Genomic DNA, 23,695 nt, shown 5'->3' with positions numbered 1-23,695 from the left:
GGCAACGCCGCGAGGACCGGCCCCCGACCGGCCCCCGACCGGTGACGGTCACCGGCGACGGTCACCGGTCGCCGCGACCGCCGGGGCGGGCGGGCGACCGGTCACCGTCGCGCGTCATTCGCCCAGGAGTCGGGCGGTGCGGGCGTCGAGTTCCTCGCGGACCATACGGGCGTGCTCGGTGCGCGCCTTGTAGTGGTCGTGGCCCAGCCGGGCCTTGTCCTCCTCGGCCCACACCTCGGCCGCGTACCGCCGGACCTCGTGGTCGATGGCGTCGACCCGGCGCTGCGCCTCCTGGTCCTCCAGGTGGATCCGCTTGTTGGCCTCGCGCCGCTCGGCGAGCCGGCGGTCGTACTCGGACGGGCCGCTCATCAGCTTGGCGAGCACCGGCATGGCGTCGACCAGCAGCAGCACGGCGTGCAGCAGGAACATCATGAAGAGCGCGAAGCCGTCGGACCAGGCCACCGTGGACAGGGCGTCGGCGCGCATCAGCAGGCCGTCGTGCTGCTGCGACTTCTGCCGCTCGGCGACCTTGGCGTCGATCGCCTTCTTGACGTCCACGCGGTACGCGACGCCGGTGTTGATCAGCGCCTCGGACAGGACGTTGCCCTTGGCGACGAGTTCGGCGCGCTTCGCCTCGTACTCGGCGACCTTGCTGGTCGCCTTGTACGCGCTGGTGTCGGCGCGGGCACGCTCACAGGTCTCGGTGGTGTCCCAGCCGTTGCCGCGCCGGATCCAGCGGTCCTTGGCGCACTCGCGGCGCTCGTCCGCGAGCTTCCCGGCGAGGTCGTCGTTGTAGATCTTGATCTGCGCGTCGAGTCGGCCGGTGGCGGCGGTGGTGTCGGCGATGTCCTCCTTGATCGAGGCCGGCGCCCCCGGCACCGTCAGATGGAAGTCGCCGCACTCGCGGCGGGCCGTCGTGTCGTGGCCGTCGAGGGGGTTGCAGGCGGTGAGGTCGCCCCGGAAGTCGGCGAGGTCGCGCTCCCGGTCGACCGCCATCTCCTGACGTATCTCCCGGTCGAAGATCTGGAACAGCAGGGGCTCGGCGATGGTGAGCCCGAGCACCAGGGAGAGGAACAGCCGGGGCACCAGCATGCGGACCGCCCGTCCGCCGGTGTAGCCGTGGGTGCTGGAGACCAGCCAGCTGTCCAGGGCCAGCACGATCCACGCCCACACCACGCCGACGACGATCGCCACCGCGACCGGCGTGCCCTCGCGGATCGTGGAGATCGCCATGGCCATGGAGGCACCGCCGAGCAGCGCGGTGTTGAGGACGATGGCTCCGTACCACGTGTAGCGGGCGCGCTCGGCGCTCTCGCGGTCGAGGATCTCCTCCCGGATGCCGATCAGTCGGCGCAGGAACACGGCGGGGCCGCGGCCGCCCCAGGGGCGGTACGAGCGGTGGGCGGTACGGGTGTCGGCCGCCCAGGCGTCGTACTCCTCCTCGGGCGGGCGGACGGGGGTGTCAGCGGCCACGCTCCTCCCTCCCCGCTTCACCGAGGTCGTCGTCGGCGATCAGGGGGCGGCGCGCGGAACCGGCGCCGTCGTCGTCGCCCGCGCCGTCGCGGTCCCGGTCGGCGCCGCCGTCGCGGCCGGCCCGACCGGTACGCCCGCCCCCGTCGCCGTACCGGTCGTTCCCGTACCGGTCGTTCCCGTAGTGGTCACTCCCGTAGCGATCTTCACGTCGGCCGTCACCTCGGCCGTCACGTCGGTCGTCGCCCGGGTCGTACTCCCGCCCGTACTCGTCCTTCTTGTCGTACGGGGCCTCCTCCTCGTACGAACGGCGGCGGCGCCCGTCGGAGCGGTCCCCGGACGAACCGCCGCCACCCTCCCTCAGCTGCGGGGCCTCGGCGCCGCCGGCCACCTGCCCGGCAGCGGGCGGGTCCTGGTCGAGGAGGCCCTGCCCGGTGCCGAGGCGCTCCACGAAAGCACGGGCGTCGATCGGCGCGTTGTCCAGCAGGCCGCGGTTGATCATCTGGCGGCCCAGCTCCTGGTTGATGTTGTCGCGCCGGTCGGCCCGGTGCCGCCGCTCGGCCCGGTCGGCCAGCACGTCCTCGCGCTGCTCCGCGCGCTGCCGCAGCCGGTCGTCGCGGTCCGCGGTCCGCTGCTCGCGCTGCTCCTCACGGGCGGCGTCGAGCGCGGCACGCTGGTCCTGGCGGTCGACCTCGCGGTGCCGGTCCTCGCGCTCCAGGCTGTAGCGCAGGTCCTCCCGCTCGGCGTGGCGCCGGCGTTCGGCGTTCTCCCAGTGGCGCTCCTCGTCCTCGCGCTGCCGCTCGCGGCGCAGCCGGTCGGTCTCGCGCTGGCGCTCGGCCAGTTCGGAGTACCCGATCTCGCCCCGGCGCTGGGCGAGGATGTCGGTGTTGGCCGGGTCGGTGCCGAAGTCTTCGAGGTCCTTGAGCGCCTCGACGCGCTCGAACTCGTAGTCCTTGCGCTTGAGGTTGTGGGTGTAGTGCTGGTCCTCGGCGTCGGTCCGCCGGGTGTACGAGCGCCGCAGGTCGTCCAGTTCCTGCTGGTGCCGCATTTCGAGGGAGTTGCGCTCGGCCTCCATCGCCTTGCGTTCCTTCTCGCGCTCGTGCTCCATCTGCTCGCGCTCGCGGCGCACCGCCTCCTTCACGCGGTCGTGCTCGCGTTCGCGCCGCTCCTCGTCGGCACGGCGCTGCTGGTCGGCGAACTCCTGCGGGGTGAGCACCGTCAGGTAGGGGTCGCCGACGGAGAGCCCGGCGATCCGCGGCGGTTCCATCTCCAGGTACGAGATCAGCCGTGCGGTCAGCCGCCGGGACACCTCCTTGCCCTTCTCCAGCGGCCATTCCTGGGTGACGTCGGTGAGCCCGGGCAACGCCCGGAGATAGCCGAGCAGGCGCGACTCCACGTCGACGACGCCCTCGCGGACGACGGCCACGGGGTCGGTGACCGTGCAGTGGAAGGCGACCTGGACGGTGAAGCCGTCGGTCTCGGCGGACGGTACGTCGGTGCCGACGGTGACGGGCACGGCGGTGCGGCAGTCGACGACGGTGACCGAGCCGGCGTTCAGGACGGTCTCGTCGCCGGGCCCGCGGACGCCGTGGTCGGTGAGGTACTGGTCGCCGGTGCGGTACACGAGGACCTCGTGGGCGCAGACGCGGGGCAGTTCGTCGTACGAGCGGGTGGGTTGGTTCCAGAAGCGGCGACCGGTGCGGGGCGCGGGGGCTAGCACGCGCTCCTCGACCAGGGGATAGCTCTTGCGGATCGTGGTCATCGTGGGTGGGTGTCCTTCGCACTGTTCAAGGCGCCGAGCAGGGTCGCGACGCAGTCGGGACCCGTGGCACGAGTGGGACGGGAGACCGCGAGTCGGCCCAACTCGCTTGTCAGCAAGGGGTGCTCGACCTGCGGAAGCGCGGCGGCGAGGGCGTGACCGAGTCGCGCGGCCGCAGCGGTGGGGTCGGAGGTCACGGCGGGCAGGCCACGGGCCGCGACGAGGAGGGCGGACAGGGCGTTGCGGCGCAGCGGCCGGTAGCAGAGGATCGCCGCCCACAACTCGGCGACGACGTCGGCCTCTTCGGGCCGGTCGGCGAGGTGGCGCGCGACGGCGGGGCGGCCCGAGAGCCGCTCGGTGGCGGTGAAGACCCACAGGGTGGTCTCGAGGACGAGCAGGCCGGTCGCGGAGTAGGCGGCGGACCGGGTGCGCTGTTCCTTCCGGATCCGGTGGGCCAGGGCGTCGAGGACGATGCCGGCGTCCTCCTGGCAGTCGACGAGCGTCAGGAACAGCTGCGCCCAGGCCCGCAGGCCGTGTTCGCGCTCCGCCCGCTTCTCCAGGGCGCCGCTGCGCAGCACCGCCCAGAGCCACTTCACCGCGTCGGTGGGGAAGGTGACGCCGAGCTGGCCGCTGAAGGCGATCAGCGCGGTGCCCCGCAGGGTGGGGTGGAGGGACTGGGCCCAGGTGCGGGCCAGGGTGAGCGCGGCGGCCGCCTGGGTCTCCTCCAGGCACATGTACCAGAGCACGTACACCGCGAGGGTCTGCCCGATCTCGCCGCTCTCCCCGCGCGCCCACGGGTCGAGGTAGCTCTGCACGACCTCGTCGAAGGCGATGTGTCCGAGCAGGGTGAGGCCGGAGGCGATGGAGAGCTGGAGGGCGGGGTCGGGGTCGGCGCCGACGAGCGCGTCCAGCCAGTGCCGGACCGCGTCCCAGTACTCGGTGGGGTGGTCGCGCCACAGCGCCTGCAGCACCCACCGGCGCAGCTCGGCGTCGGCGAAGACCATGACCTCGCGGGTGGTCGCGCCGTAGACCTGCATCTCGGTGGTGATCAGGGCGTTGCGGGAGAGCGAGCGGCGCCGGTCCACCGGGCGGGCGCGGCGGCGCTGCTGCGGGCCCTGGCCGTCGGGGGCGGCGCCGGCCTGCCCCGTGGGCCCCGTGGCGTCGGTGGCTGCCGCGCCGTCGGCGGTATCGGCCTCCGGAGTGAAGTAGACCGGTCCGAGGAGTCGTTCGAGGAGGTCCTGCAGCGATTCGAAGGCGCGCCGTCCGATGCCGGGTGCGAACGCGAGGGTGGTGACCTCGGCGATCTCGCGCAGGCTCCGCTCCTCCTCGGCGTCGAACCACTCCTGGACCGCCTGCGGCGCCCTGCCGCTGTGCTCCTTCCACGCCTGGTCGGGGTCGGCGCCCGCCGCGATCCGCTGGGCCGCTTCGGCGACGACGGCGATGGGGCAGCGGGAGGGGATACCGGAGACCGCCCGGTCGACGCTGTCCTGCGGAAGGCGGGCCTGGACCAGCCGGGCCCGGACCACCTTGTCCAGGGCCGGGGGCCGCCACGGCAGATGGCGTACGGCCTCGGGCGAGCGCCCGGCCACGCCGTGCACGGTGGTGATCACCAGGTGGGCGCGGTGGCGGCGCAGCTGGTCGCGTACGCGGCGCCAGTCGAAGTCGGTGGACGGACCGGCGGCGTCCGCGGTGGACCCGGCGGCCCCGCCGGCCCCCGTGGTGCCGGCGGTTGCGGTGCGGTCGAGGACGACGTAGCCGACGCCCTCGTCGAAGGTGCGCTCCGCGAGCTGGTCGAGGCCGATGTCGGGCGAGAGCACCACGTAGTCGGCCGACGGTCCCACCGTCTCCCGGAGCAGGGCGACCGCGCCGGAGCGCTTGCCCGTGCCCTGGGGGCCGGTCAGGACGACGATGCCGGTACGGGAGAGCTCGCGGGCCGCGTCGTCGAAGCAGTCGGGGCGGATGTAGGAGCGCAGCAGCGCGTCGATCTCGTCGCCGTCGAGGAGGCCGGTGGCGCGGGCCCGGCCGGGCCGCTCGGCGGTGGCGATGCCGAAGTGGGCGCGGCCGTGGTACTGCGGGCCGTAGAAGTTGTTGTAGACGCGGTAGTCGCCGTCGGTGGAATCGGCTCCGGACTCCGCCCCGGGATTCGCTCCGGAATTCGCTCCGGAATTCACTCGTGAGGGTGACGGGGGCGCGGGTGTGGACGGGATCGGGGAGGGGGTCGGGTCCGGGGTCGCGGGCGACTCGGGGGCGGGGCGGGGATCGGCGGTGCCGTTCCCCTCCTCGCGTAACTGCCGGGGTTCGCCGGACACGCCGTTCCCTTCCCCACCACTTCCGTGATCCTCCGTGGGCCGATCCGTGGATCTCACGTGTGCACCCCGTCTCCCCGTCCGCTCAACTCACTTGGAGATGCCGAAGACGACGTTGCCGCGGATGGTGGTTCCGTACAGATTGTTGGTGACCGAGTCGCCTCCGCCCACACCGGACGGCGTCGAACCGGAATCCGAGTCGGAAGCCAAACCGGAGTTCGGCGCAGATGCCGAACCTGAAGCGGTGCCGGATCCTGGCCTAGAACCGGAAGGGGAGTCAGGCTCCGAACCGGAACCAGAATCGGAACCTGAATCGGAACCGGAGTCGGAATCGCCGAGGTCCAGCGTGTGGACGTCGCACCCCGCCACCCACAGCCAGGCCCGGCCCCGGTACTCCTTCTTCGCGACGACGACCTCGCGGAACTCCTCCGGCCGGAAGTTGGTGTACCCCTGGGCGACGATCTCCGTGAAGATCGGCGCGGTCAGCGCGACGGCGAGCGTGGCGTCCGGGGCCGCGGCGAGGGCCCGGCGCAGAGGCTCGCTCTCCAGGATCCGGGAGACCTCGACGGGGCCGGGGCCCACGAAACCGTTGGGGGCCTCGGACGCCGGACCGAAGTGCACGGCGGCGCGCAGCGCGAGCCGGGCGGCGGGCACCCGGTCGCGGTTGTACGCCCGCAGGCCGGCGTCCAGCCGGCGCATGAACGGCTCGACCAGCGCCTGCTCACCGGAACCGGCCGGGAGCACGGCGAACTCGGAGTCCCCGCCGGCCTGCCGTACCCAGGAGGCCCGGTCGAGCCCGGCCGCCTCGGCGGCGTCGGAGAGCAGGCGGGGCAACACTGTCTGGATATCGCGCTGTCGCGCGGTGTCCGCGCTGCCGTAACCACGCGCGTCGACGGCGAACAGAAGCCGCCTGCCGAACACGCCCATCGCACCTACGGACATCTCGTCCTCCTCGTCCGTGCCATCGGGAGGCACAGCATGCCGCACCTCCAACTCGCTCGCGAATCAGCAGAGTTACGAGTTGCAAAGCGATGCGGCATGCCGGCTCCCGGACCGTTGCCCACCCCCCGGAGCGTCGGTCGCCCTGCCAGTCGTACACCGGATCCGGCCACCCGCACCCCGTGGAAATACGGGATCCGGCGAAGTCGGCCGATCCCGTAGAAGTGCCTGGTCCACCCGGCGGCACGGTGGCTCGATGGAACTCCTGACGAGCCTCGCTGGAGGAACCGTGACATCCACCCCGCCCGCCGCGCCCACGGCGGCGCCCACCCCTGCCGGGGGTGGGCCCGGGCCAACCTCACGCACGATGCTGACCGTCCTGCAGACGACGCATCAGCACGCCGACGCCAAGGCCGGCATCCTCTCCGCCGTGCAGGCGGCACTCGTGGGGACGGCGGGCGCCTGGAGCGAGGCGGCGTTCGACGGCTGGCGGCGCGGCGGCGCGCTCGGCGTGCTGGCGGCGGTGCTGCTCACCCTCTTCGCCTGCGGCCTCTTCGGCGGCGCGGCCTCGCTCGCGCTGGCGCTCCGGCCGCGCGTCTGGCGGCCCGCCGGCGCCAACGGCTACAGCTTCGTCCGGCTCGCCGCCACCTCGGGCCCGCCGTCGCCCGCCACCGGCGTGACCACCGCCGCCGAGGACGAGGACGAACGGCAGGTGCAGGCGGCGATCCGCTTCCTGTCCGACGTGGCCCTGCGCAAGTACCGCTGGGTGACGGCCGCCGTGGTGTGCACCGCGGTGATGGGGGCCACCGCCGGTCTCTGCCTGCTGCTACGGCCGCTGCTCGGCTGATCCCCGGGGCCGGCGCGGGGCGGGCGGTGCCACGGGCTCGGCGAGTTCGGCCACCCGGGCGAGGCGGGCGAGGTCGTGCACGGTGGTGGTGCGGTATCCGGTGCCGAGCAGTCCCTCGTCCCGTAGCTCGCGCAAGCCCTTGTGCACGGTGGTCTCCGCGGCACCGGTGAGCGCGGCCAGTTCGGGCTGGGTGAGCTGGAAGCCGATCACATGGCCACTGCCCGCCTCGGGCCGCCCGTACGCCACGGCGAGCTCCACCAGGAGCCGCGCGAGGCGCACCTTGACCGGATACCCACGGAATTCGAGCCGCCGACGATTCGCCCAGCGCAGCCGGTCGGCCACGATCCGGGTGAGCGCCATCGCCACCTCGGGCCGCCGCAGCATGAGCCCGTGCAGGGCCCCGGGTCCGATCACCCGTGCCCGCAGCGGCCCGCAGGCCACCACCCCGGCCGACCGGGGCGCGCCGTCGAGCGCGGCCATCTCGCCCACACTGTCCCCGCCGACCCGAACGGCGAGCAGCGACTCCTGCCCGTTCTCGACGGTCGCGGTGACCTTGGCGAACCCGCCGAGGATCACGTACAGATGCCGATCGGTGGCGCCCTCGGTGAGCAGTACGCCGCCGGAGTCGAGCGTCAACTCCGAGCCGAGGCCCAGCAATTCCGCCCGCGCGGGAGCGGACAACACCCCGAGCAGACTCCGACCCGGCCATTCCCACCGCTCACCCGGTCCCACGTCCACCCGTCCGCCCTCCGCCCTCCGCACCCACATCCCGAGCCCGCCCAGGCTAGGGGGTGTCCCCCACCGGGCGCGCCCTCCGCGGAGCATCATCAGGGCGTGGGCCGCCGGCGCGTGGCGTACCGACCGCGGACCGGCCGGAGGTGCCGAGGCAGAGAAATCCATGGCGCACGGGCCGGACCTGCAACGAGACTGCGCAGGTGAGCGACCGCCACCCCTGCCCTCGCTGCGAGCACCTCGTACTCGACGCCATGCCCGGCTCCTACGGGATCCGGGAGGACGACGGGGTTCGGTTCCGCCGTCCGGCCATGGTCGGCGGAGCGCACAAGGTCTCCCTGATCGAGGCCCGGCGCAATGACCAGGACTTCGGCGCCTGCGACCAGCACGGCCGGCAGTACGTCCGCCCTGGCGCCCCATCGACCTGACGCGCGCCTCCTTCGGGGACCGGGAAGCCGAGGAGCACGTCCCGTGGCCCGACGACCGCTCGGTGCTCTGCCGGTGGCTGCCCGCCTTCCGGCGTCGCGGGTGGCGGGCGTCATGACCTCCCACATCGAGCGACTCGTCCAGCAGCTCGACAGTGAGTCCGGCGAGTCCTACGACGCGCGCGCGGAACTGATCCACATCGGATCCACGGCCACCCCCGCGATCCTCGACGCCCTCCCCTCCCTCGGAAGCTTCGGACAACTGACCGCCATCGAGGTCTTCGAAGAGGTCGCCGACCCCCGCTGCGGCCCCGCCCTGATCACCCTGCTCGACGGACACAACCCCACCGTCCGCCAGTGGGCGGCCACGGCGCCGGCGAGCCTGGAGATCGAGGACGCGGTCGAGCCCCTACGCCGCGCCTACCGCGCCTGCCTGGAGCGACAGACTCCCCCCGACGAGTCCGAACCCGTCGCCACCCGCTGGGCCCTGACCGACCTCGGCGCCCGCAGCCCCGTCGTCCCCTCCCTGACCGCCCGGCTGCAGGCCGACACCGGACCGGACAGCCCCGGCTGGCCCTCGGCCCACTTCGCGGAGATCATCGACGACCTGGCCGACCACTCCCAACTGATCCTCTACTCCCAGTTCTGGCGCGTCGACGCCGGCCAGACGTACGGCGTCTCCGGCACCGGCCTCGACCGGCAGCTCGACTGGACCGCGCCCTGGGAGCACCTGGTCGAGGAAGCCCGTACCTGGTCCCTCCTGGAAGCCACCGAAGCCCCCGTCGCCGACAACGTCTTCGTAGCTCCCACCTGGATCGACCGCACCGACCTGCACCCGGAGAGGTGACCGATGCCGTCCCAGCACACCGGACCGACGTCTTGCGGTCGTTCTTGAGTCAGGACGTGTAGTCCCCCCAGCCCTGATCCTCGAAGACGAGCCTCAGGCGGCACCCGCACCCGCGTCCGGCGACTCGGGATCGATCAGCTCACGCTCCGACACGTCGATGTGCGACAGGGCGTTCTCGTACGCCTTGAGCAGCCGCCGGGCGTTCGCCGGTGAGGGCAGCGCGTAGGAGCCCTCGCGCAGCGCCGCGTAGTCCTCGGCCGAGACGGGAGACGATCTCGATGGCCTCATGGTTCTCGTTGACCTTCTTGATCAGCGGGAACAGTTCGCTCCTCGACCTGGGCCGCAGGCGCTACCGTGAAAGCCATGACCGCACTGCCCGACTGGATGCGCCCGCCGCGCGCGGAAGGCTGGTTCGCGGAGGACCTCGACCGCCTCCCCGAGGCACCCCGCCACACCGAGCTGATCGACGGAGCCCTCGTCTTCATGCTGTCGCCCCAGCGGTCCTGGCACGGCCGCCTCGTCACCGCCCTGACCACGACGCTCATGGCGCAGGCACCGGCCGGCTTCGAGGTCGAGCGCGAGATGACGATCCGCCTCGACGCCCGCAACCGCCCCGAGCCGGACCTCTTGCTGACGAACCTGCCCTACGACCCCGACCGCACCTGGTACGCCCCGGAGGACGTGAAGCTCGTCGTGGAGGCGGTGTCACCCGAATCCGCCCATCGCGATCGCACAGTAAAGCTCCGCAAGTACGCGGAGGCCGGCATCCCGCACTACTGGCGGATCGAGGACGAGGACGGGGCACCCGTCGTCTACGCCTACGAGCTCGACGAACCCACCGGCGCCTACGCCCCCACCGGAATCTTCCGCGGCACCCTCCAGCGCCCGGTGCCCTTCGCGATCAGCCTGGACCTCGACAAGCTCACGCCACCCCGAAGCGGCTGAAAAGTCAGCACCGAGTCAGCACGGGAATGCAGAAGGGGTCGGACTCTGACGAGTCCGGCCCCTTCTGACCTGCACGTTCGACGAACCTGGCCAACATGCCGTAACGGGTCGACCACAGGTTGAAGCAGAACGTCGAGCACAGGGCCGTGACCTGCGGAAACGCTGTTTTCGGCAGGGTCATCCCAGCACGGGCGGTCAGTAGTGGTACCGAGCCGCGAGGACGACGACCTCTGCGTCGGTCACCAGGTAGACGAGGCGGTGCTCGTCGTCGATCCGCCGCGACCACGCGCCCGGCAGGTGGTATTTCAAGGGTTCAGGCTTGCCGATACCCGAGAACGGATCACGCCTGACGTCCTCGATGAGCTTGTTGATTCGGGCGAGCATCTTGCGGTCGTTCTTGAGCCAGGACGTGTAGTCCTCCCAGCCCTGATCCTCGAAGACAAGCCTCACGCAGCACCCGCACCCGCGTCCGCCGAGTCCGGATCGATCAGCTCGCGCTCCGACACGTTGACGTGGGCCAGGGCGTTCTCGTACGCCTTGAGGAGCCGGCGAGCGTTCGCCGGAGAGCGAAGCAGGTACGAGCCCTCGCGCAACGCCGCGTAATCCTCGGCCGAGACGAGTACGGCGTTGCCGTGCTTCGAGACGATCTCGATGGCCTCGTGGTTCTCGTTGACCTTCTTGATCAACGGGAAGAGCTCCTTGCGGGCTTCACTCGCAGTTATCGACACGACCTGCCCCCTCACCTGAAGTGGTACCTAATAACGTACCACTGCCTGTGCCCCTCGTGCAGGGTGACTCAGGGGTTCGACTCCGAAGAGCCGAACCCCTTTGACCTGTACGTTTACTAGATCACCTGCGTTGCGGTAGGTGGCCGGCTACACGTTGAAGCGGAATGTCTGCGGTCTGATCCTGACCTGCGGCGGAGGCGCCTACAGCGCCCTGACCAGGCATTTCTCCGTTGGCGAGCGTTGCGTCCCGACGGTCGTTTACGAGTGTCCTGCGGACTCTCTGCGGACTGGTCTAGGGAGTCGAGGTGCCTGCGCAGCTCCGCCTCGGCCTCTTCGTCGCCGCCCTCGGCCGGAAACGGCCAGGGGTCCTGCTCGCCCTTCGCCACAGCAAGGTTCGAGTCACTCCGACACCGTGGTGAGGTCGACGCCAAGCTCCTGAGCGAACGCCTCGATCCCGGCCAGGGCTGAGCGGAGGTCTCCGGCCACGGACCGGGTCAGTGCGTCGATGGACGCCGTGGGCTCCTTGGCCGCCGAGGCTTCGGGGCTGAGGCGGGCAATGTCCAGGTTCACCTGCTTCTGGGCGAGGAGCTCGGCGGTTGCGTGGCGGCGGAATCGGTCCGACTCCTTTCGGTGCTTGCGGTCCGGGTCGGACGGGTCGAATGCCTGCTTCTCGAAATCGGCCAAATGCTCCGGCTTCATGGGGTTCTTCTTGAGCGTGAAGCGGCTGCCGGTGCGGAGGTCGTACGTCCACACGTAGGTGGTGTGCGGCGGGTCATCGTCCGCACGGTGTCCAGGGACTGCCTCGAAGAAGAGAACATGCGCCTTCACGCCGCCGGCATAGAAGATGTTCTCCGGCAGACGCAGCATGGTGTGCAGGTTGTAGCCGGTGAGCAGTTCGCGGCGGACTAGATCGCCCACGCTGCCGGCGCCGCCCTCGTACAGGACGCCATCGGGAACGATCACGGCGGCCCGGCCCTTATCGGTGAGCTGGGTTCCGATGTGCTGGAGGAAGTTCAGCTGCTTGTTGGTCGTGGTCTGTTCGCCCACCCAGAAGTCAGGGCGGTTGTACGTGACGTTGTCCCGGTCGTCCGCCTCTGCGTCGGCTTCCTTGCCGGACACATTGATGCCCGACTTCCGACCGAAGGGCGGGTTCGCAAGGACCAGGCTGGCATGCCGCTCGGGGGGCTTGGCCAAGGCGTCGCCGACGTCGATGACCGGCTCGCCGGTCGGGTCACCGAGCGAGTGCAGGAGACAGTTCATCGCGGCGAGGCGTGCGGTCGCCGGCACGATCTCGTGGCCCCAGATCGATTCCGTGCGGAGGCGGTGGAGGTCTTCGTCCGGCAGGTCGTCCCCGTATTCCCGGGTGATGTATTCATGCGCGGCGATCAGGAAGCCGCCGGTGCCGCAGGCCGGGTCAGTGATCGTGTCGTACGGCGTCGGGCGCATGCACCGAACAATGGACTCGATCAGGGCGCGCGGGGTGAAGTACTGGCCCGCTCCGGCCTTGGTATCCGACGCGCTGCGGGCGATCAGGGCCTCGTACGCGGCACCGTTGATGTCGGAACGGGAGTTGCGCCATTTCTCCTTATCGATGAGATCGACAATCAGTCGGCGCAGATGGGTCGGATTCTCGATATGGTTTCGGGCCCGGTTGAAGATCAGGCTGAGGGTGGTGTGGTCGTTCTGGTCGGTGCGGCGGCCGAGATCCATAAGGAGCTTGCTGTACGCCTCCTCCAGCGGGTCGCCTTCGAGGTCGATGAGCTCGGGCCAGCCGCGGCCCTGCCACTCGGGAGCGGTGGGCAGCATGTGCTCGTGATCGGCCGGAGGCCGGTGGGCGTTGAGCTGCTCCGTCTCGTCGGCCATCTTCAGGAAGACCAGCAGGCTGAGCTGCTCGAGGTAGTTGGAGGCGGAGACGCCGTCGTCCCGCAGGACGTTGCAGTAGTTCCACAGGCGGTCTACAAGCCGGCGGGCTTCCTGATTCACGAGCTGAACTCCAGGGGGAGGGTGGCCTGTTCGCCGTCGGCGAGGATGGTGTCGTCTGCGCTGGCGGAGAGCGGAGGGATGGTGTCCACCTTCGCCTTTCGACCGGTGCGTGCCGCCGTGCGGGCCGCCTTCCGCTCGGTCTCTGCTGCCTCGCGCTCCATGCGAATTTGCTTGAGCAGCTCCTCGGCGGACTCGTCTGCGGGGTCCTGGGGGACGAGACGGCCGGAGAATGCTTCGGATAGGAGGGCACGGCGCAAGGCACTGTTGTGCCGGGTGGCGCGGTCCAGACCGAGCTCGATGCAGTCGAGGGAGGCGAGTCGCTGTTTGGTCGTACGGACCAAATGTCGCTGCTCATCCAACGGCGGTACTGGGAACTCAACGGCCTTCAGGCGCGCGCCACTGAGGTGCGCGAGGTTCGTCGTGATCCGTACTTCTCGCATGAAGCGACCGGCGTGGAGGTGACGGCGGAAGACCAGAAGCGCCCAGCCTGGCAACACGTCGTCGCTTGCCCGGAAGCGCAACAAGCTGTTGGTGAAGGCGACCCCTTCGGGGATACCCCGATACATGGCGGGGCGGCCGACGAGATGGGGGCTCTGGCCCTCGTTCAACAGAATGTCACCCGGCTCCAGGCGGTATTTGCCGAAGACCCCGGAGAAGTCCATGTCCTTGACGTCACCGATGTCGATTCGATCCTCGAATACGTTCGCGACGCGCAGGTACGGGCGCACCTTCGGACCGGTGTGCCAGTTGGGGTGTCGGGCACGGCCCAACTCGACGGTTCCGGCCTTACCAGTCGTCGTGGCCGTCCAGTGCGCAGGCCACTGTTCCGGCTCTGGTACGGCGTCCAGCAGGACGGCCTTACGGAGGGCAGCGAGGTCGCGACGGGCGGAGGCCACTGTCCGGTCAACGGCATCGAGGCGGGCCATTCGGATGTCGAGCGCGGCGGCAATTCGGTGCTGTTCGGCGGTGGGCGGGACCGGGAACTCCACCGCTTTCAGCCGGGTCGCCGACAGGTGCGCAATGTTCGTCGTAATGCGAACCTCGCGCATGAAGCGTCCCGAATGCAGATGATTACGGAAGACTAGCAGCGCCCATTCGGGCAGGAGCCCGGTGTTGGCCCGGAAACGAATGAGACTGTTGGTGTATGCCACATCAGCGGGCTCCCCCCGGTACATGGCCGGCCGGCCGACGAGGTGGGGGCTCTGGCCCTCGTTCAATAGGACGTCGCCCGGCTCAAGCCGGTATCGGTCGAAGACCCCAGAGAAGTCCATCTCCTTCATACCTGTCGCGTCAATGCGGTTTTCGAAGACGTTGGACACCCGCAGGTAAGGCCGCATATCAGGGCCTTCGTGCCAGTCTGGATGACGCGGCCGCCCGAGTTCGACGTCACCGACATCGGCTACCGTCGCCCAAGCCCACCCATCCGGCAGCCCTTGCCTGCTGACGTCGTCGAAATCCTCAACCTTGCTCGCGCTCACGCACCCAGTTCCCTGTCCAACTCATCCACCAGCTCGCCCGGCTTCCACCGGCCGTCCTTGAAGGCATCCACGAAGTCTCCGTAGCCGCCGGCCTCCGCTCGTCGGCCCTCGTCCAGCGAGGCCACCGTAAGAGTGGCGTTGGCCGCCACCACATTCACGACCTGCCGCAGCCATGCATGCTGCCGCTTGTCGAAAGCGACGCCTGCCGTCTCCTGGCGGGCGAGCCACGCTTCGAGGCGACCCTCAACGGTACTGCGATATGGCCGAAACTCTTTGCCATCGAGCCCGAGCTCGTACCGCATGACGGACAGGAACTCGACCAATCCCGCATTCCGCCTCGCGGCACCCCGGGCGATCTCCAGGTCCACGTATGCCTTCCAGAGCCTGGCCTCGGTCCATTCGCGCCGGGTAGCCCGAACCTTGTCGATCAGCACCTTCAGCTCGCGGACCACCTCGCGGGGCGGTCGTCGCTCCTGGAAGGCGATCCGGAGGGGCAGCATGTCGTCCGCGTGGTCGGCCATGTACGCCCGCCAGTCGTCGACCACCCTGCGGGCCTCTTCCTCGTCGCGCAGCCCGCGCGCCTCGAGGAGCTGGTCCTGGCTGAGGTGGTCGATCAGCAGCCAGCTGTCCTGAGCAGCTTTGAGGAGCGCGGCGCGCAGTTCCTCGCTCGCAGCCAGCAAGCCCACGGCGTCGGCGATCTCTGCGTCCTCATCCGGGGCTGAGCTCTCGGCGCGTACAAGGGTTGGCTGCACGGCATCCGCGGCCCGGATCAGCGAGCGGACCAATCCCTCGTACGTCTGGTCGACCTCCAGGTACTCCTCAATAACTGCCCGGCCCCGCTCGTCCAGGCGGCGTCCGAGTCGGCTGAGGCGGCCAGCGAGGGTGGCGATGTCGTCGGGGTGGAGTGGTCCGCCTGTCCCGCAGGCACGCAGGAGCCGCTCCAGACTCGGTACGGGTTGGGCATCGTCCCGTACCAGCGGGCGGGCGTCGGTCTTCGGGTGCTCTGTGACGCCCACCGCGTCGACGATCACAAACCGGTCCTTGTGGACAGCGTCCGCCGTGACCTTCACCAGATCAAGGTCCTTGACGGTGCGGGCCCCGCGCCCCTTCATCTGCTCGAAGTACGACCAGGTCTGAATGTCCCGCATGAAAACCAGACACTCCAGGGCTGGAATGTCCGTGCCCGTGGCGATCATGTCGACGGTCACAGCGATGCGCAGGTCGCGCTTATTGCGAAAATCGGACAGCGCCTTGTCGGGGCGAGAAGCCTGGCTGGTGATCTTCCGGCAGAAGCCATCCCCGGCTCCCCCGAACGCGGTGCGCACGGCCTCCACGATCGCGTCGGCGTGCAGGTCGTTCTGCGCGAAGAAGAGGGTCTTGGGGACAATCGCCCGGCTCTGGATCTCGCCGGTTTCCTGGTCGACCGTCGGCGGGAAGATCTCGGTGAAGAGGTTGTCGCGGAAGGTCTCCACGATCAAGCGGATCTGGTCCTTGGGACGTACCCGCTGGTTGACCTCGGTGCGGGCGTAGGGGTCGTCCTCCTCCACGCTCTGCCAATGCTCGGCACGGGTCAGCTTGTGGACCTTGGCGATGACGGAGTTGACCTGCTGGACGGCGCCGTCGGGATGGACCTCCGCGCTCAGTGCGGGTATGACCGACCCCCGCTCGGTGATCCGTGTTCCGATCTTGTAAATGTCGTAGTCGACGTTGACGCCGTCGGCGACAGCCTGTTCGTACGTGTACTGGCTGACCAAATTGTTGTCGAAGAAGGCAAAGGTCTGCTGGATCGGCGTCGCGGTGAGACCGATCACATGGGCGTCGAAGTACTCCAGGACCGGGCGCCACCGCCCATAGATGGACCGGTGACACTCGTCCACAACGATCACATCGAAGAAGTCGGGCGGTAGGTCGGGACAGTAGCCCACAGACGCCACGCTGCCCGCAAGCCGGTCGGCCCGCTCCGTCTCGAAACTGTCATCATCGTCGGCCGGCACGGGGATCCCCGAGAGCTTGCACCACAGCCGCTGGATCGTCGAGATCACGATCTTGTCTGAGTCCGCGATCGCACCCTTGCTGAACAAGCGCAGCGGCATCTGCTCATGCAAGGGCGTCCTGGACCCCAGCGGAACGAAGTCCCGATACTCGTTGTACGCCTGTTTGCCCAGGTTGTTGCGGTCCACCAGAAATAGCACCCGGCGGGCGCCCGCGTGACGTAGCAGGCGGTAGCTGCTCTGCACGACGGTGTAGGTCTTGCCCGCGCCGGTCGCCATCTGGATCAGTGCCCGCTGATCGTCGCGGGCGAGGGACTTCTCCAGCGCTTTGATGGACCTGTACTGCGCGGACCGCAGCCGCTTGTGGTCGAGGCGTGTGGTCGGGAGCTTCCGCAGGCGGGCACGGAAGGTCGGCGCGGTCGGCATCCGCTCGGCCTCCCGCATCCAGCGCTCCACCGTGGCGGGCCGGTGCGGGGCGAAGACGCGACGGCTGCGAGCACCGCCCTGAGGGCTGTCAGAGGCGGTGGTGCCGTCTAGATGGTCGACGTCCAGAACGTTGCGGAACCGCCAGGTAGCGCCGTTGGTGGCGTACTGGAACGGCAGAGGGTGATTTCCCCGCCAAGCCCGATCGGCGTGCCGGCCCGCGATCCTGGCAGCCTGTTCGGCCGCGGCATCGAGCAGATTCTGCTCCTCTGCCTGCGCGGGACCGGCTGCGACGATCCCGCAAAGCCGACGCTGCACGTATAGCGTGAAGAGGACCAGAGTGGGCGAGACCGGGGAACGCACCGCCTCATGGGCGACACCTAGCTCGCGCTCGCCGGGCCCGTAGACCCGCCAGCCCGAGGCGGCCAGGGCTGCCTCCACTGTCTTGGCCCAATCCGGTGCGGCGCCGTTCAAGGTCCCTCCCCAGTACGTCCCTGTCCGGACCGGTCAGTCGTCCGTACACCGATTACAGCAGCCGGTGTACGCGGCACGGGACCGTACGCGAAGATCAAGCCGGGACTGCCGTTATCACCAACGGTCCGTAAAGTGGGCGACATCACACACGGCGTACGTGATGTCACGCCGAGGGAGGGACAGGCCGGTGTACGTGGCGGGGCTCAGAGTGGACGGGGTGCGTGGTTTCCACGGGCCTCGCGCCTGCGACCTCGATTTCACCCGCCCAACCGGCGGCTATGCAGGCTGGACGGTGATGGCCGGGCGGAACGGCTCAGGTAAGACCACACTGCTGCGCATGATCGCGCTCACACTGACCGGCGAGCGGCGGGCACACCAGCTGGAACCGGAGCTCGAGGGGTACCTGACACACGGTGCCACCCGTGGTTCAGCGGTGGCCAAGGTCGTCGGGGACCGGTCCGCCGACACAATGGCTCCGGGCGGAAGCCAGCCGGTGGAGGCAAGACTCGACTGGCGGCCCGAGCAGGACGCCGAATTCTTCGACGAACTCGTCGAAGACTATGAGCCGCCCACCGCGGTGGCCTTCTCTGCCCCCCGGCCCCTCGCCTCCGCGCTGTGGTCCTCAGTCCCACCGCCTGGCTGGTTCTGCGCCGCGTATGGCCCCTTCCGACGCCTCACCGGCACCGGCCTCTACGAGCGCACCCCGCAGCAGCTCGACCGGGCCACCGCGCTCCGCACCCTTTTCGAGGAGCAGTCGGCCCTAACTGAAGCCTTCGATTGGCTGCTGTCCCTCCACCTGCGCACCTTGGAGGAGCGCCCCGGAATCGGTCAGCTGAAAGCCTGGGTGCTTCGGCTACTCAATGACGGGCTGCTGCCGGATCACTACCACATCGAGGATGTGGACTCGGAGGGGATGTGGCTTCGGCGGCAGGGTGACAGCGGCCCGGAGGGCGCCCGGACCGAGCTGCGGCGGATGAGCGATGGTCAGCGGACCGTTATCGCCCTAGTCCTGGACATCGTCAGGCAGATGCACGCAGCGTATGGGGACCTCGGGTTCGAGGAACACGTCGGCGGCAGGATCGTACTGCCGCACCCGGGCGTGGTGCTCATCGATGAGATCGACGCGCACTTGCACATGACCTGGCAAAAGAACATCGGCCAGTGGCTCACGACGCACTTCCCAGCGATCCAGTTCATCGTCACCACCCACAGCCCGTACATCTGCCAGGCAGCAGACCCGGGCGGGCTGATCCGGCTTCCGGGCTCGGGGGAGCAAGAACCGCCACAGGTGGTAGACGGAGAGCTGTACGGGCGGATCGTGTTTGGGACAGGGGACGACGCAGCACTCTCGGACTTGTTCGGCCTGGACTCGCCCTATTCCGACGAGGCACATGAACTGCGAAGCAGATTGGCCGAGTTGGAGTACGACGTCCTGCTTGGGCGGGCCGACGCCGTAAAGACCGAGGAATACCTGCGCTTGCGCGATCGCCTGTCCAGTTCACCCGTGGCCCGTGTCGATGAAGTGATGGAACGATACCGGCTGTCCCGGGAGCGCGACGCATGATCCCAATCCAACGACTATCGCTGCCCGAGGCCGTGACGGCACGCATGGCGGTACTCACGGAACGGATCGGGCTAAGGGACACAGCAAGTGGCCTGCGCAAGAAATACGCGGATAACCTGTGGAACGAAGAGGCCGACGTCAAGAGGGGGCTGCGCGAAGTACTCCTCAAAATGGCTCCGGGAGTCCTCGGCTGCTGCATGTACTGCGGTGGTTTTACCGCGACCGATATCGAGCACTTCGAACCACGGGAGCACGACGCGCTCAAGACTTTCTTCTGGCCCAACCACCTTTTGGCGTGTGGCCCGTGTAACAGCACGTACAAGCGGCACTGGTGGGAGTGTGACGAGGAGACCGGCGAGCCCCTACTGATCGACCCGACCCGGGACGACCCGTTCGACCACTTGCTGCTGAACCTCAGGGAAGGCAAGTACCGCGGTGAGACGGACAGGGGGCGGACGACTATCAACGTGCTCGCCCTCAACCTCCCTGAGCGACGCTTGGTGGCTGGCCGGAAGATTGCCCGACTGAACATTAGGTCTGTCGTGAGGGACTGGGGCCGGGCCTGGCAACAGGGAGACGCGGAGGCCCAGCGCGATGCCCTGGACGTACTAAAGGGGCAGCCCTTCGCCGATGTGTGGCAGGCAATGTTGCGCCAAGCAGTGCTCCCGGGAGCAGCCTTGGTCATGAGCGATGAGCCACCCGAGATTCTCTCCCTTTTGCGGAATGAGGAACTGCGTGCGGCGACGCTGATCCAGTTCCCTCTGCAGCCAACGACCGCAGAGGCGACCTGACACAGCCACCCCCGGAGATCAGCCCTCACGTTGCCTCGCGGCACATAGCGTTCGACCATGTCGTGGGAGGCGCACGACAAATGGTGCGCTTGGCCTCCGCCGGACGCCGCATAGTCACGCAGGTAGGATGCGCAACTAATTCCATCCGTCGAGCGAGACCTGAGAACTTCCCGCCATGTACTGGTGTAGAGCACTCGCGGTGGTGTCGACGAAGGCTTCGGGGATGGCGTCGGCGTCAACCCAGCGGACCTGGGAGTGCTTGCGGGGTTCGCGGTTTTCGGGTTCGCCGGTCCATTCGTGGGTGGCGAAGACGACCGTGAGGAAGCCGTTGGGGGCTTCGACGCCCCAGGCGCCGTGGATGATGTGGGCGACCTTGAGGGTCTCGGGCTTCACGGTGAGGCCCGTCTCCTCGTAGAGCTCGCGGACTGCGGTCTCGGTGATGGGCTCGTCCGGTTCGCTCTTGCCCACAGGGAGGTCCCACATGCCCTGGGCGAACTTGGCGTTCTCGCTGCGCTGGAGGAGGACGACGCGGTTGGTGGCCTTGTCGTGGACGATGACCACGGCGACCAGCAGGGTCATGGATTCGAGCGCCGGCTTGAGGGCCTTCGGCTGATCGTCGGTCTGCTGGGTCACGTTGATCCCTTCGTCGGACGGGTTGTGGGGCATGTTAGGCGAGCGCTTCGCGGGCGCGGCGGGCGAGATCGGCGGCACCGGGAACGCGACGGCGCTGGTAGACCGCGAGGGTGGAGCGGATCGACGTGATCGCCTTCCGGGTCCGGTCGGAGGTCATGCCCTCCATCAGGACCAGGGCCTGGGTCCAGGCGGCGACGGCCTCGTCGGCGCGGGCCTGGGCGGCAAGGCTGTCGCCGAGGTCGGCGTGGGTGAGGGCGTGGACGCGCTTGTACTTTGCGGGGTCCCAGCAGGTGAGGGCGTCCCGGTGCTGCTGTTCGGTGCCGATGTGGTCGGCGAGGTCGGTCAGGGTGCGGGCGGTGTGGCTGGCCACGGTGCCGGCGGCCGGGCCGCTCACACGGGAGTAGTTGGGCTGGGGACCGTCGTCCCGTAGGAGGGCGTCCTCGGCGGCCAGGAGCGCCCCAGGCGGCCGACGAGTACTCGTCTGTGGCGGCGTAGGCGCGGGCGTGGGTGATGTGGAGGAGTGCCTCGGTCTGGCCGTCGACGTGGCCGAGACCTGTGCGGAGGGCGCCTTCGACGAGGTCGACACAGTGGTGGGGCTGTTTGAGGCTCAGGGCCTGGTGGGCGAGGGCGCGCATCATCCACGCGGCGTGGCCGTGGGGGTCGGCTTCGCAGGCGAGCTTGTAGCCGACCTGGTAGTAGCGCTGGGCGGCGCCTTCTTGGCCGAGGTCGTGGTGCTTCCATCCTGCGAGGTAGGCGAGTTCGGCGACGGCACCGAAGGCGGCCCGGCGTAAGGCTTCGCTGGGGAAGCGTCCGCGCAGTATGGGGGCGGCTGTGTCGGCGAGGTACGCGGTGACGGTGGTCAGGCCGTGCCCGCCGCCGAGGCGCTCGTCGGCGGCGCTGTAGGCCGCCGTGATCTGCCGTACGACGTCCACGTCCTCCGCCCCGACCAGGGACGTGCTGGTGCGGGCGCGGAGCATGCGGGCAGTGGCTTCGTGGTCGTAGCCGAGCGGCATGGCAACGCCGGCCGTGGTGAAGGCCGCGATGGCGAGGAAGCGGCGGCGCTCGACGTCAGCCCGGCCCAGGTCGGTAGCCGCGAGGACGGGGTCGGATTCCGCCGGCGCTTCGTCATCGCTAGCCTGGAGGCCGATCTCGGTCTCGGTGATCGTGCGCCCCGCTCGACGGGACAGCGCTTCGGCGAGGTACTGGCCTACTCGGCCCGACGGGGCACGGATGCCGTTCACCCAGTGGGAGATGGCCGACTTGTTGGTCTGGAGGATCTCGCCGTTCTCGGCGGCGATGCGCCGCACGTCTCTGGCGAGGGCCTCGTAGGTGCAGTCGACCGCCGCGATGACGTCGCGCATACGGGAGTTGGGTTCCCTCGGCGCCGCCACGATCGCCTCCACTCCGGAGCTGTAAACCGCGTATACCGCTTCAACTGCCTTCCACCGTACCCACTGAGCGTGACCGCCGGTTCACTTATCAGCAGCCGCCCGGAACGGTGTGACCGTGATCCAGGCTCCTCCTTGGTCCGGGCGGCACCCCGAAGTTCCGTACGCCCACACCAGGCTCGGGCATTCCTGTGCTCGAACCTGGCCGATCAGAGACGGAGACACGGTGACCACCATCGACACCACGGCCATCACGGTCGAGCTGCCCGAGGCGTTCGACCCGCGCTGGAGCCGCCTGCCCGGCATCCAGGTCGACGGCCGGCGCATCACCATCGACCTGGCCGAGTACTTCTTCCGCTTCGAGTCGAACACCTGGCTCGTCGCCGACTGGGAGCTGGTCAAGTCCCAGCTCCTGGACGTGGACGAGACTACCGAGAGCGCGGTCGAGCAGCTCGCGCTCGACTTCATCAAGCAGCACAGCGAGTCCACCTCCGACGCGGCCCGCGTCCTGGCCACCGCGTTCGATGTGTACGCCTACCTTTTCCGCGATGAGCACCTGGCCGGCCTCGGCCAGCCGCAGATCACCGCCGACCACCTGCGGATGCTCCGCGAGGCCGCCACGCTCATAGCGCTCAACAAGGTCGAACTCGACGGGCACATCTCCAACGTCGGCCCGTGCTGGTTCTTCCCCGCCGCCACCTCCGTCGTCTTCGACCTGGACGACGAGACGGGCGGGATGCTCGACGAGGTCTACCACGGCGGCTGGTTCAACGAGCATCGCCGGATCGAGTCCATCAAGGCCCACGCCGCCCTCGGCGGCCGGCTCGTGCACGGCTGCCAGTCCGTGCCGGACCAGTCCGGCGGCGTGGTCGCGCCCTACGGTGCCTCGATGGCGAACTTCCGTGACGACCTCGCCGCGTTCAAGGCGGGCTGGATCGAGCAGGTCTACGCCCACCGCGTGAGCCCCGCCGCGTAACCCATCCGATCAGGCTCCGGGGCGGGCTGGCATCCCTCGCCCGCCCCGGACGACACCCTCCCCCGGAGTCCCACGTGACCACGAACCCCAGCGCCGAACTCCTCGACAACCTGCTCACCGCGACCGGCCAGACCACCGCCGTACGGGAGGAGGTACGCGTGTGGTCCATGTCCGGCGTCGAGCGCGTGACCTTCCCCGACGGTGCCACCGCTATCTTCAAGTACGCCAAGAAGCCCTTCGACAGCGAGGACCAGGCCCTCCGCCTGGCCCACACCTTCGGCGTCCCCGTCCCCCAGGTCCACGCCTCCGCCGTCCTGGACGGCTGGCTCGGCATGCTCATGGAAGACCTCGGACCGTCCGCCCGCGAGGCCGACGACCTCGACGGCGTCGCCGCGGCCGTGGTCCTGCACGGCACCCGTACGGCTCCGCCTTTGCCCGTCCTCGACCAGGAGCGGCTGCGGACGCTGCCGGCCAGGGCGCTTGAGCGTCTCGAACGGCTGCGCAAGGCCGATCGGTGGCAGGACGCCGACGATGTCGAGGACGCGCTCGACCGTATCGCCCAGGCCGCCCAGGCCGCCGAGGCCCGCTCGGCCGGAGCGACGCTGGAACCATTCGGCTGGGTGCACTCCGAGTTCCATCCCACCAGCCTCCACATCGGCGGGCGCGGGTGGCGGCTGCTCGACTTCGCACGCGCCTTCACCGGCCCCGGCCTGCTCGACCTCGCCAGCTGGCACGGCACCATCGATCCGCCGCACCCTGTACGCCTGCGCGTCTTCCTGGAGCAGTACGTCACCGCCGGCGGCACCCCCGACGCCCTCGCCCCGCGCGGCGGGCTCACCGCCGAGAACTGGGCCCTGGGCTGGCACCGCATGTGGGCCGTCGAGTGGTTCATGGAACAGTCCATCCGCTGGATCAACGACCCGGCCACCGACCCCGCCTACATCAAGGCCGTCCGCCGCCACCTCACCGACGTCCTCCACCTCCTGGAGATCTGAC

19 protein-coding genes and 2 pseudogenes are annotated in these 23,695 nt (G+C 69.4%); 8 read left to right on the top strand and 13 right to left on the bottom strand.

The annotated features are described in order from the left end of the window. Window positions 1-114 precede the first annotated feature (114 nt). The 4 genes from BCL76_RS22205 to BCL76_RS22190 form a co-directional block, all read right to left on the bottom strand. A complete protein-coding gene (locus tag BCL76_RS22205) occupies window positions 115-1,473 on the bottom strand; it encodes a DUF4407 domain-containing protein (protein ID WP_181382657.1) in 1,359 nt (452 codons plus the stop codon). Next, window positions 1,463-3,232 carry a hypothetical protein gene (locus BCL76_RS22200; protein WP_109781198.1) on the bottom strand — a complete coding sequence of 590 codons (1,770 nt, stop codon included), beginning with the start codon at window positions 3,230-3,232 and terminating at the stop codon, window positions 1,463-1,465. The genes BCL76_RS22205 and BCL76_RS22200 overlap by 11 nt, the downstream gene beginning before the upstream one ends. Beyond that, window positions 3,229-5,400 carry a hypothetical protein gene (locus tag BCL76_RS39060; protein ID WP_181382656.1) on the bottom strand — a complete coding sequence of 724 codons (2,172 nt, stop codon included), beginning with the start codon at window positions 5,398-5,400 and terminating at the stop codon, window positions 3,229-3,231. Before BCL76_RS39060 ends, BCL76_RS22200 begins: the two co-directional genes overlap by 4 nt. Before the next feature lie 225 nt (window positions 5,401-5,625). Beyond that, window positions 5,626-6,477, bottom strand: a complete 852-nt coding sequence (locus tag BCL76_RS22190) for a hypothetical protein (RefSeq protein ID WP_146228412.1) — start codon at window positions 6,475-6,477, stop codon at window positions 5,626-5,628. Between the two features lie 364 nt (window positions 6,478-6,841). Between BCL76_RS22190 and BCL76_RS22185 the strand changes: the two genes are divergently transcribed. Further along, entirely contained in the window at window positions 6,842-7,321 is a 480-nt protein-coding gene (locus tag BCL76_RS22185) for a Pycsar system effector family protein (RefSeq protein WP_109781196.1), read from the top strand. Here BCL76_RS22185 and BCL76_RS22180 read toward each other — a convergent pair. Next, window positions 7,301-8,005 carry a Crp/Fnr family transcriptional regulator gene (locus tag BCL76_RS22180; protein WP_258309841.1) on the bottom strand — a complete coding sequence of 235 codons (705 nt, stop codon included), beginning with the start codon at window positions 8,003-8,005 and terminating at the stop codon, window positions 7,301-7,303. The genes BCL76_RS22185 and BCL76_RS22180 overlap by 21 nt on opposite strands. Before the next feature lie 251 nt (window positions 8,006-8,256). Here BCL76_RS22180 and BCL76_RS22175 point away from each other — a divergent pair, with 251 nt between their 5' ends. Together BCL76_RS22175 and BCL76_RS22170 are read left to right on the top strand one after the other, a co-directional pair. Next, on the top strand, window positions 8,257-8,481 hold the full coding sequence (locus BCL76_RS22175; RefSeq protein ID WP_258309840.1) for a CPCC family cysteine-rich protein: 225 nt from the start codon (window positions 8,257-8,259) through the stop codon (window positions 8,479-8,481). Window positions 8,482-8,593: 112 nt separating this feature from the next. Beyond that, window positions 8,594-9,325 (top strand): HEAT repeat domain-containing protein, encoded by a 732-nt coding sequence (locus BCL76_RS22170; RefSeq protein WP_109781378.1) that lies wholly within the window; start codon window positions 8,594-8,596, stop codon window positions 9,323-9,325. Window positions 9,326-9,418: 93 nt separating this feature from the next. Here the strand turns inward: BCL76_RS22170 and BCL76_RS22165 are convergent. Then, a pseudogene (locus BCL76_RS22165) lies at window positions 9,419-9,671 on the bottom strand (type II toxin-antitoxin system Phd/YefM family antitoxin). A gap of 17 nt (window positions 9,672-9,688) precedes the next feature. Here BCL76_RS22165 and BCL76_RS22160 point away from each other — a divergent pair. After that, on the top strand, window positions 9,689-10,270 hold the full coding sequence (locus BCL76_RS22160) for a Uma2 family endonuclease (RefSeq protein WP_109781194.1): 582 nt from the start codon (window positions 9,689-9,691) through the stop codon (window positions 10,268-10,270). 195 nt (window positions 10,271-10,465) lie between these two features. Here the strand turns inward: BCL76_RS22160 and BCL76_RS22155 are convergent, their stop codons facing one another. From BCL76_RS22155 to BCL76_RS22135, 5 genes are all read right to left on the bottom strand, one after another. Beyond that, window positions 10,466-10,720 carry a Txe/YoeB family addiction module toxin gene (locus BCL76_RS22155; protein WP_109781193.1) on the bottom strand — a complete coding sequence of 85 codons (255 nt, stop codon included), beginning with the start codon at window positions 10,718-10,720 and terminating at the stop codon, window positions 10,466-10,468. Continuing rightward, window positions 10,717-10,998, bottom strand: a complete 282-nt coding sequence (locus BCL76_RS22150) for a type II toxin-antitoxin system Phd/YefM family antitoxin (RefSeq protein ID WP_099889684.1) — start codon at window positions 10,996-10,998, stop codon at window positions 10,717-10,719. Before BCL76_RS22150 ends, BCL76_RS22155 begins: the two co-directional genes overlap by 4 nt. A 399-nt stretch (window positions 10,999-11,397) precedes the next feature. Further along, window positions 11,398-12,981, bottom strand: coding sequence for a class I SAM-dependent DNA methyltransferase (locus BCL76_RS22145; RefSeq protein WP_109781192.1), 1,584 nt, complete (start codon window positions 12,979-12,981; stop codon window positions 11,398-11,400). Next, window positions 12,978-14,459: a restriction endonuclease subunit S gene (locus tag BCL76_RS22140; protein ID WP_109781191.1), complete on the bottom strand. Its 1,482-nt coding sequence runs from the start codon at window positions 14,457-14,459 to the stop codon at window positions 12,978-12,980. Before BCL76_RS22140 ends, BCL76_RS22145 begins: the two co-directional genes overlap by 4 nt. Then, window positions 14,456-17,347 carry a DEAD/DEAH box helicase family protein gene (locus BCL76_RS22135; protein WP_109781190.1) on the bottom strand — a complete coding sequence of 964 codons (2,892 nt, stop codon included), beginning with the start codon at window positions 17,345-17,347 and terminating at the stop codon, window positions 14,456-14,458. Before BCL76_RS22135 ends, BCL76_RS22140 begins: the two co-directional genes overlap by 4 nt. A 160-nt stretch (window positions 17,348-17,507) precedes the next feature. On the opposite strand from BCL76_RS22135, the gene BCL76_RS22130 reads away from it, so the two are divergent. Both BCL76_RS22130 and BCL76_RS22125 read left to right on the top strand, forming a co-directional pair. Continuing rightward, the gene (locus BCL76_RS22130; RefSeq protein WP_109781377.1) at window positions 17,508-18,911 is read left to right on the top strand and encodes an AAA family ATPase; all 1,404 of its coding nucleotides are present in this window, start codon (window positions 17,508-17,510) and stop codon (window positions 18,909-18,911) included. Beyond that, window positions 18,908-19,702 (top strand): hypothetical protein, encoded by a 795-nt coding sequence (locus tag BCL76_RS22125; protein WP_109781189.1) that lies wholly within the window; start codon window positions 18,908-18,910, stop codon window positions 19,700-19,702. The genes BCL76_RS22130 and BCL76_RS22125 overlap by 4 nt, the downstream gene beginning before the upstream one ends. A 135-nt stretch (window positions 19,703-19,837) precedes the next feature. Here the strand turns inward: BCL76_RS22125 and BCL76_RS22120 are convergent, their stop codons facing one another. Beyond that, window positions 19,838-20,368 carry an NUDIX domain-containing protein gene (locus BCL76_RS22120; RefSeq protein ID WP_109781188.1) on the bottom strand — a complete coding sequence of 177 codons (531 nt, stop codon included), beginning with the start codon at window positions 20,366-20,368 and terminating at the stop codon, window positions 19,838-19,840. A 1-nt stretch (window position 20,369) separates the two neighbouring features. Further along, window positions 20,370-21,726 (bottom strand): annotated as a pseudogene (locus BCL76_RS22115) (tetratricopeptide repeat protein). Between the two features lie 223 nt (window positions 21,727-21,949). Here BCL76_RS22115 and BCL76_RS22110 point away from each other — a divergent pair. Together BCL76_RS22110 and BCL76_RS22105 are read left to right on the top strand one after the other, a co-directional pair. Further along, window positions 21,950-22,699: a hypothetical protein gene (locus BCL76_RS22110; protein ID WP_109781187.1), complete on the top strand. Its 750-nt coding sequence runs from the start codon at window positions 21,950-21,952 to the stop codon at window positions 22,697-22,699. 74 nt (window positions 22,700-22,773) lie between these two features. Beyond that, window positions 22,774-23,694, top strand: a complete 921-nt coding sequence (locus tag BCL76_RS22105; protein WP_109781186.1) for a phosphotransferase — start codon at window positions 22,774-22,776, stop codon at window positions 23,692-23,694. The last annotated feature ends 1 nt before the right edge of the window (window position 23,695 follow it).

It is taken from the genome of Streptomyces sp. CG 926 (genome assembly GCF_003148825.1).
GTDB lineage: Bacteria > Actinomycetota > Actinomycetes > Streptomycetales > Streptomycetaceae > Streptomyces.
The sequence above is the reverse complement of the archived record's forward strand: the minus strand, read 5'-3'. Positions and strand labels throughout refer to the sequence as shown.

What these genes read in the sequence shown, in the direction of transcription:
- BCL76_RS22130 (WP_109781377.1), top strand. Translation starts at nt 17,508, where the DNA reads ATGTCACGCCGAGGGAGGGACAGGCCGGTGTACGTGGCGGGGCTCAGA.
- BCL76_RS22125 (WP_109781189.1), top strand. Translation starts at nt 18,908, where the DNA reads ATGATCCCAATCCAACGACTATCGCTGCCCGAGGCCGTGACGGCACGC.
- BCL76_RS22170 (WP_109781378.1), top strand. Translation starts at nt 8,594, where the DNA reads ATGACCTCCCACATCGAGCGACTCGTCCAGCAGCTCGACAGTGAGTCC.
- BCL76_RS22200 (WP_109781198.1), bottom strand. Translation starts at nt 3,232, where the DNA reads ATGACCACGATCCGCAAGAGCTATCCCCTGGTCGAGGAGCGCGTGCTA.
- BCL76_RS22160 (WP_109781194.1), top strand. Translation starts at nt 9,689, where the DNA reads ATGACCGCACTGCCCGACTGGATGCGCCCGCCGCGCGCGGAAGGCTGG.
- BCL76_RS22185 (WP_109781196.1), top strand. Translation starts at nt 6,842, where the DNA reads ATGCTGACCGTCCTGCAGACGACGCATCAGCACGCCGACGCCAAGGCC.
- BCL76_RS22190 (WP_146228412.1), bottom strand. Translation starts at nt 6,477, where the DNA reads ATGTCCGTAGGTGCGATGGGCGTGTTCGGCAGGCGGCTTCTGTTCGCC.
- BCL76_RS22120 (WP_109781188.1), bottom strand. Translation starts at nt 20,368, where the DNA reads ATGCCCCACAACCCGTCCGACGAAGGGATCAACGTGACCCAGCAGACC.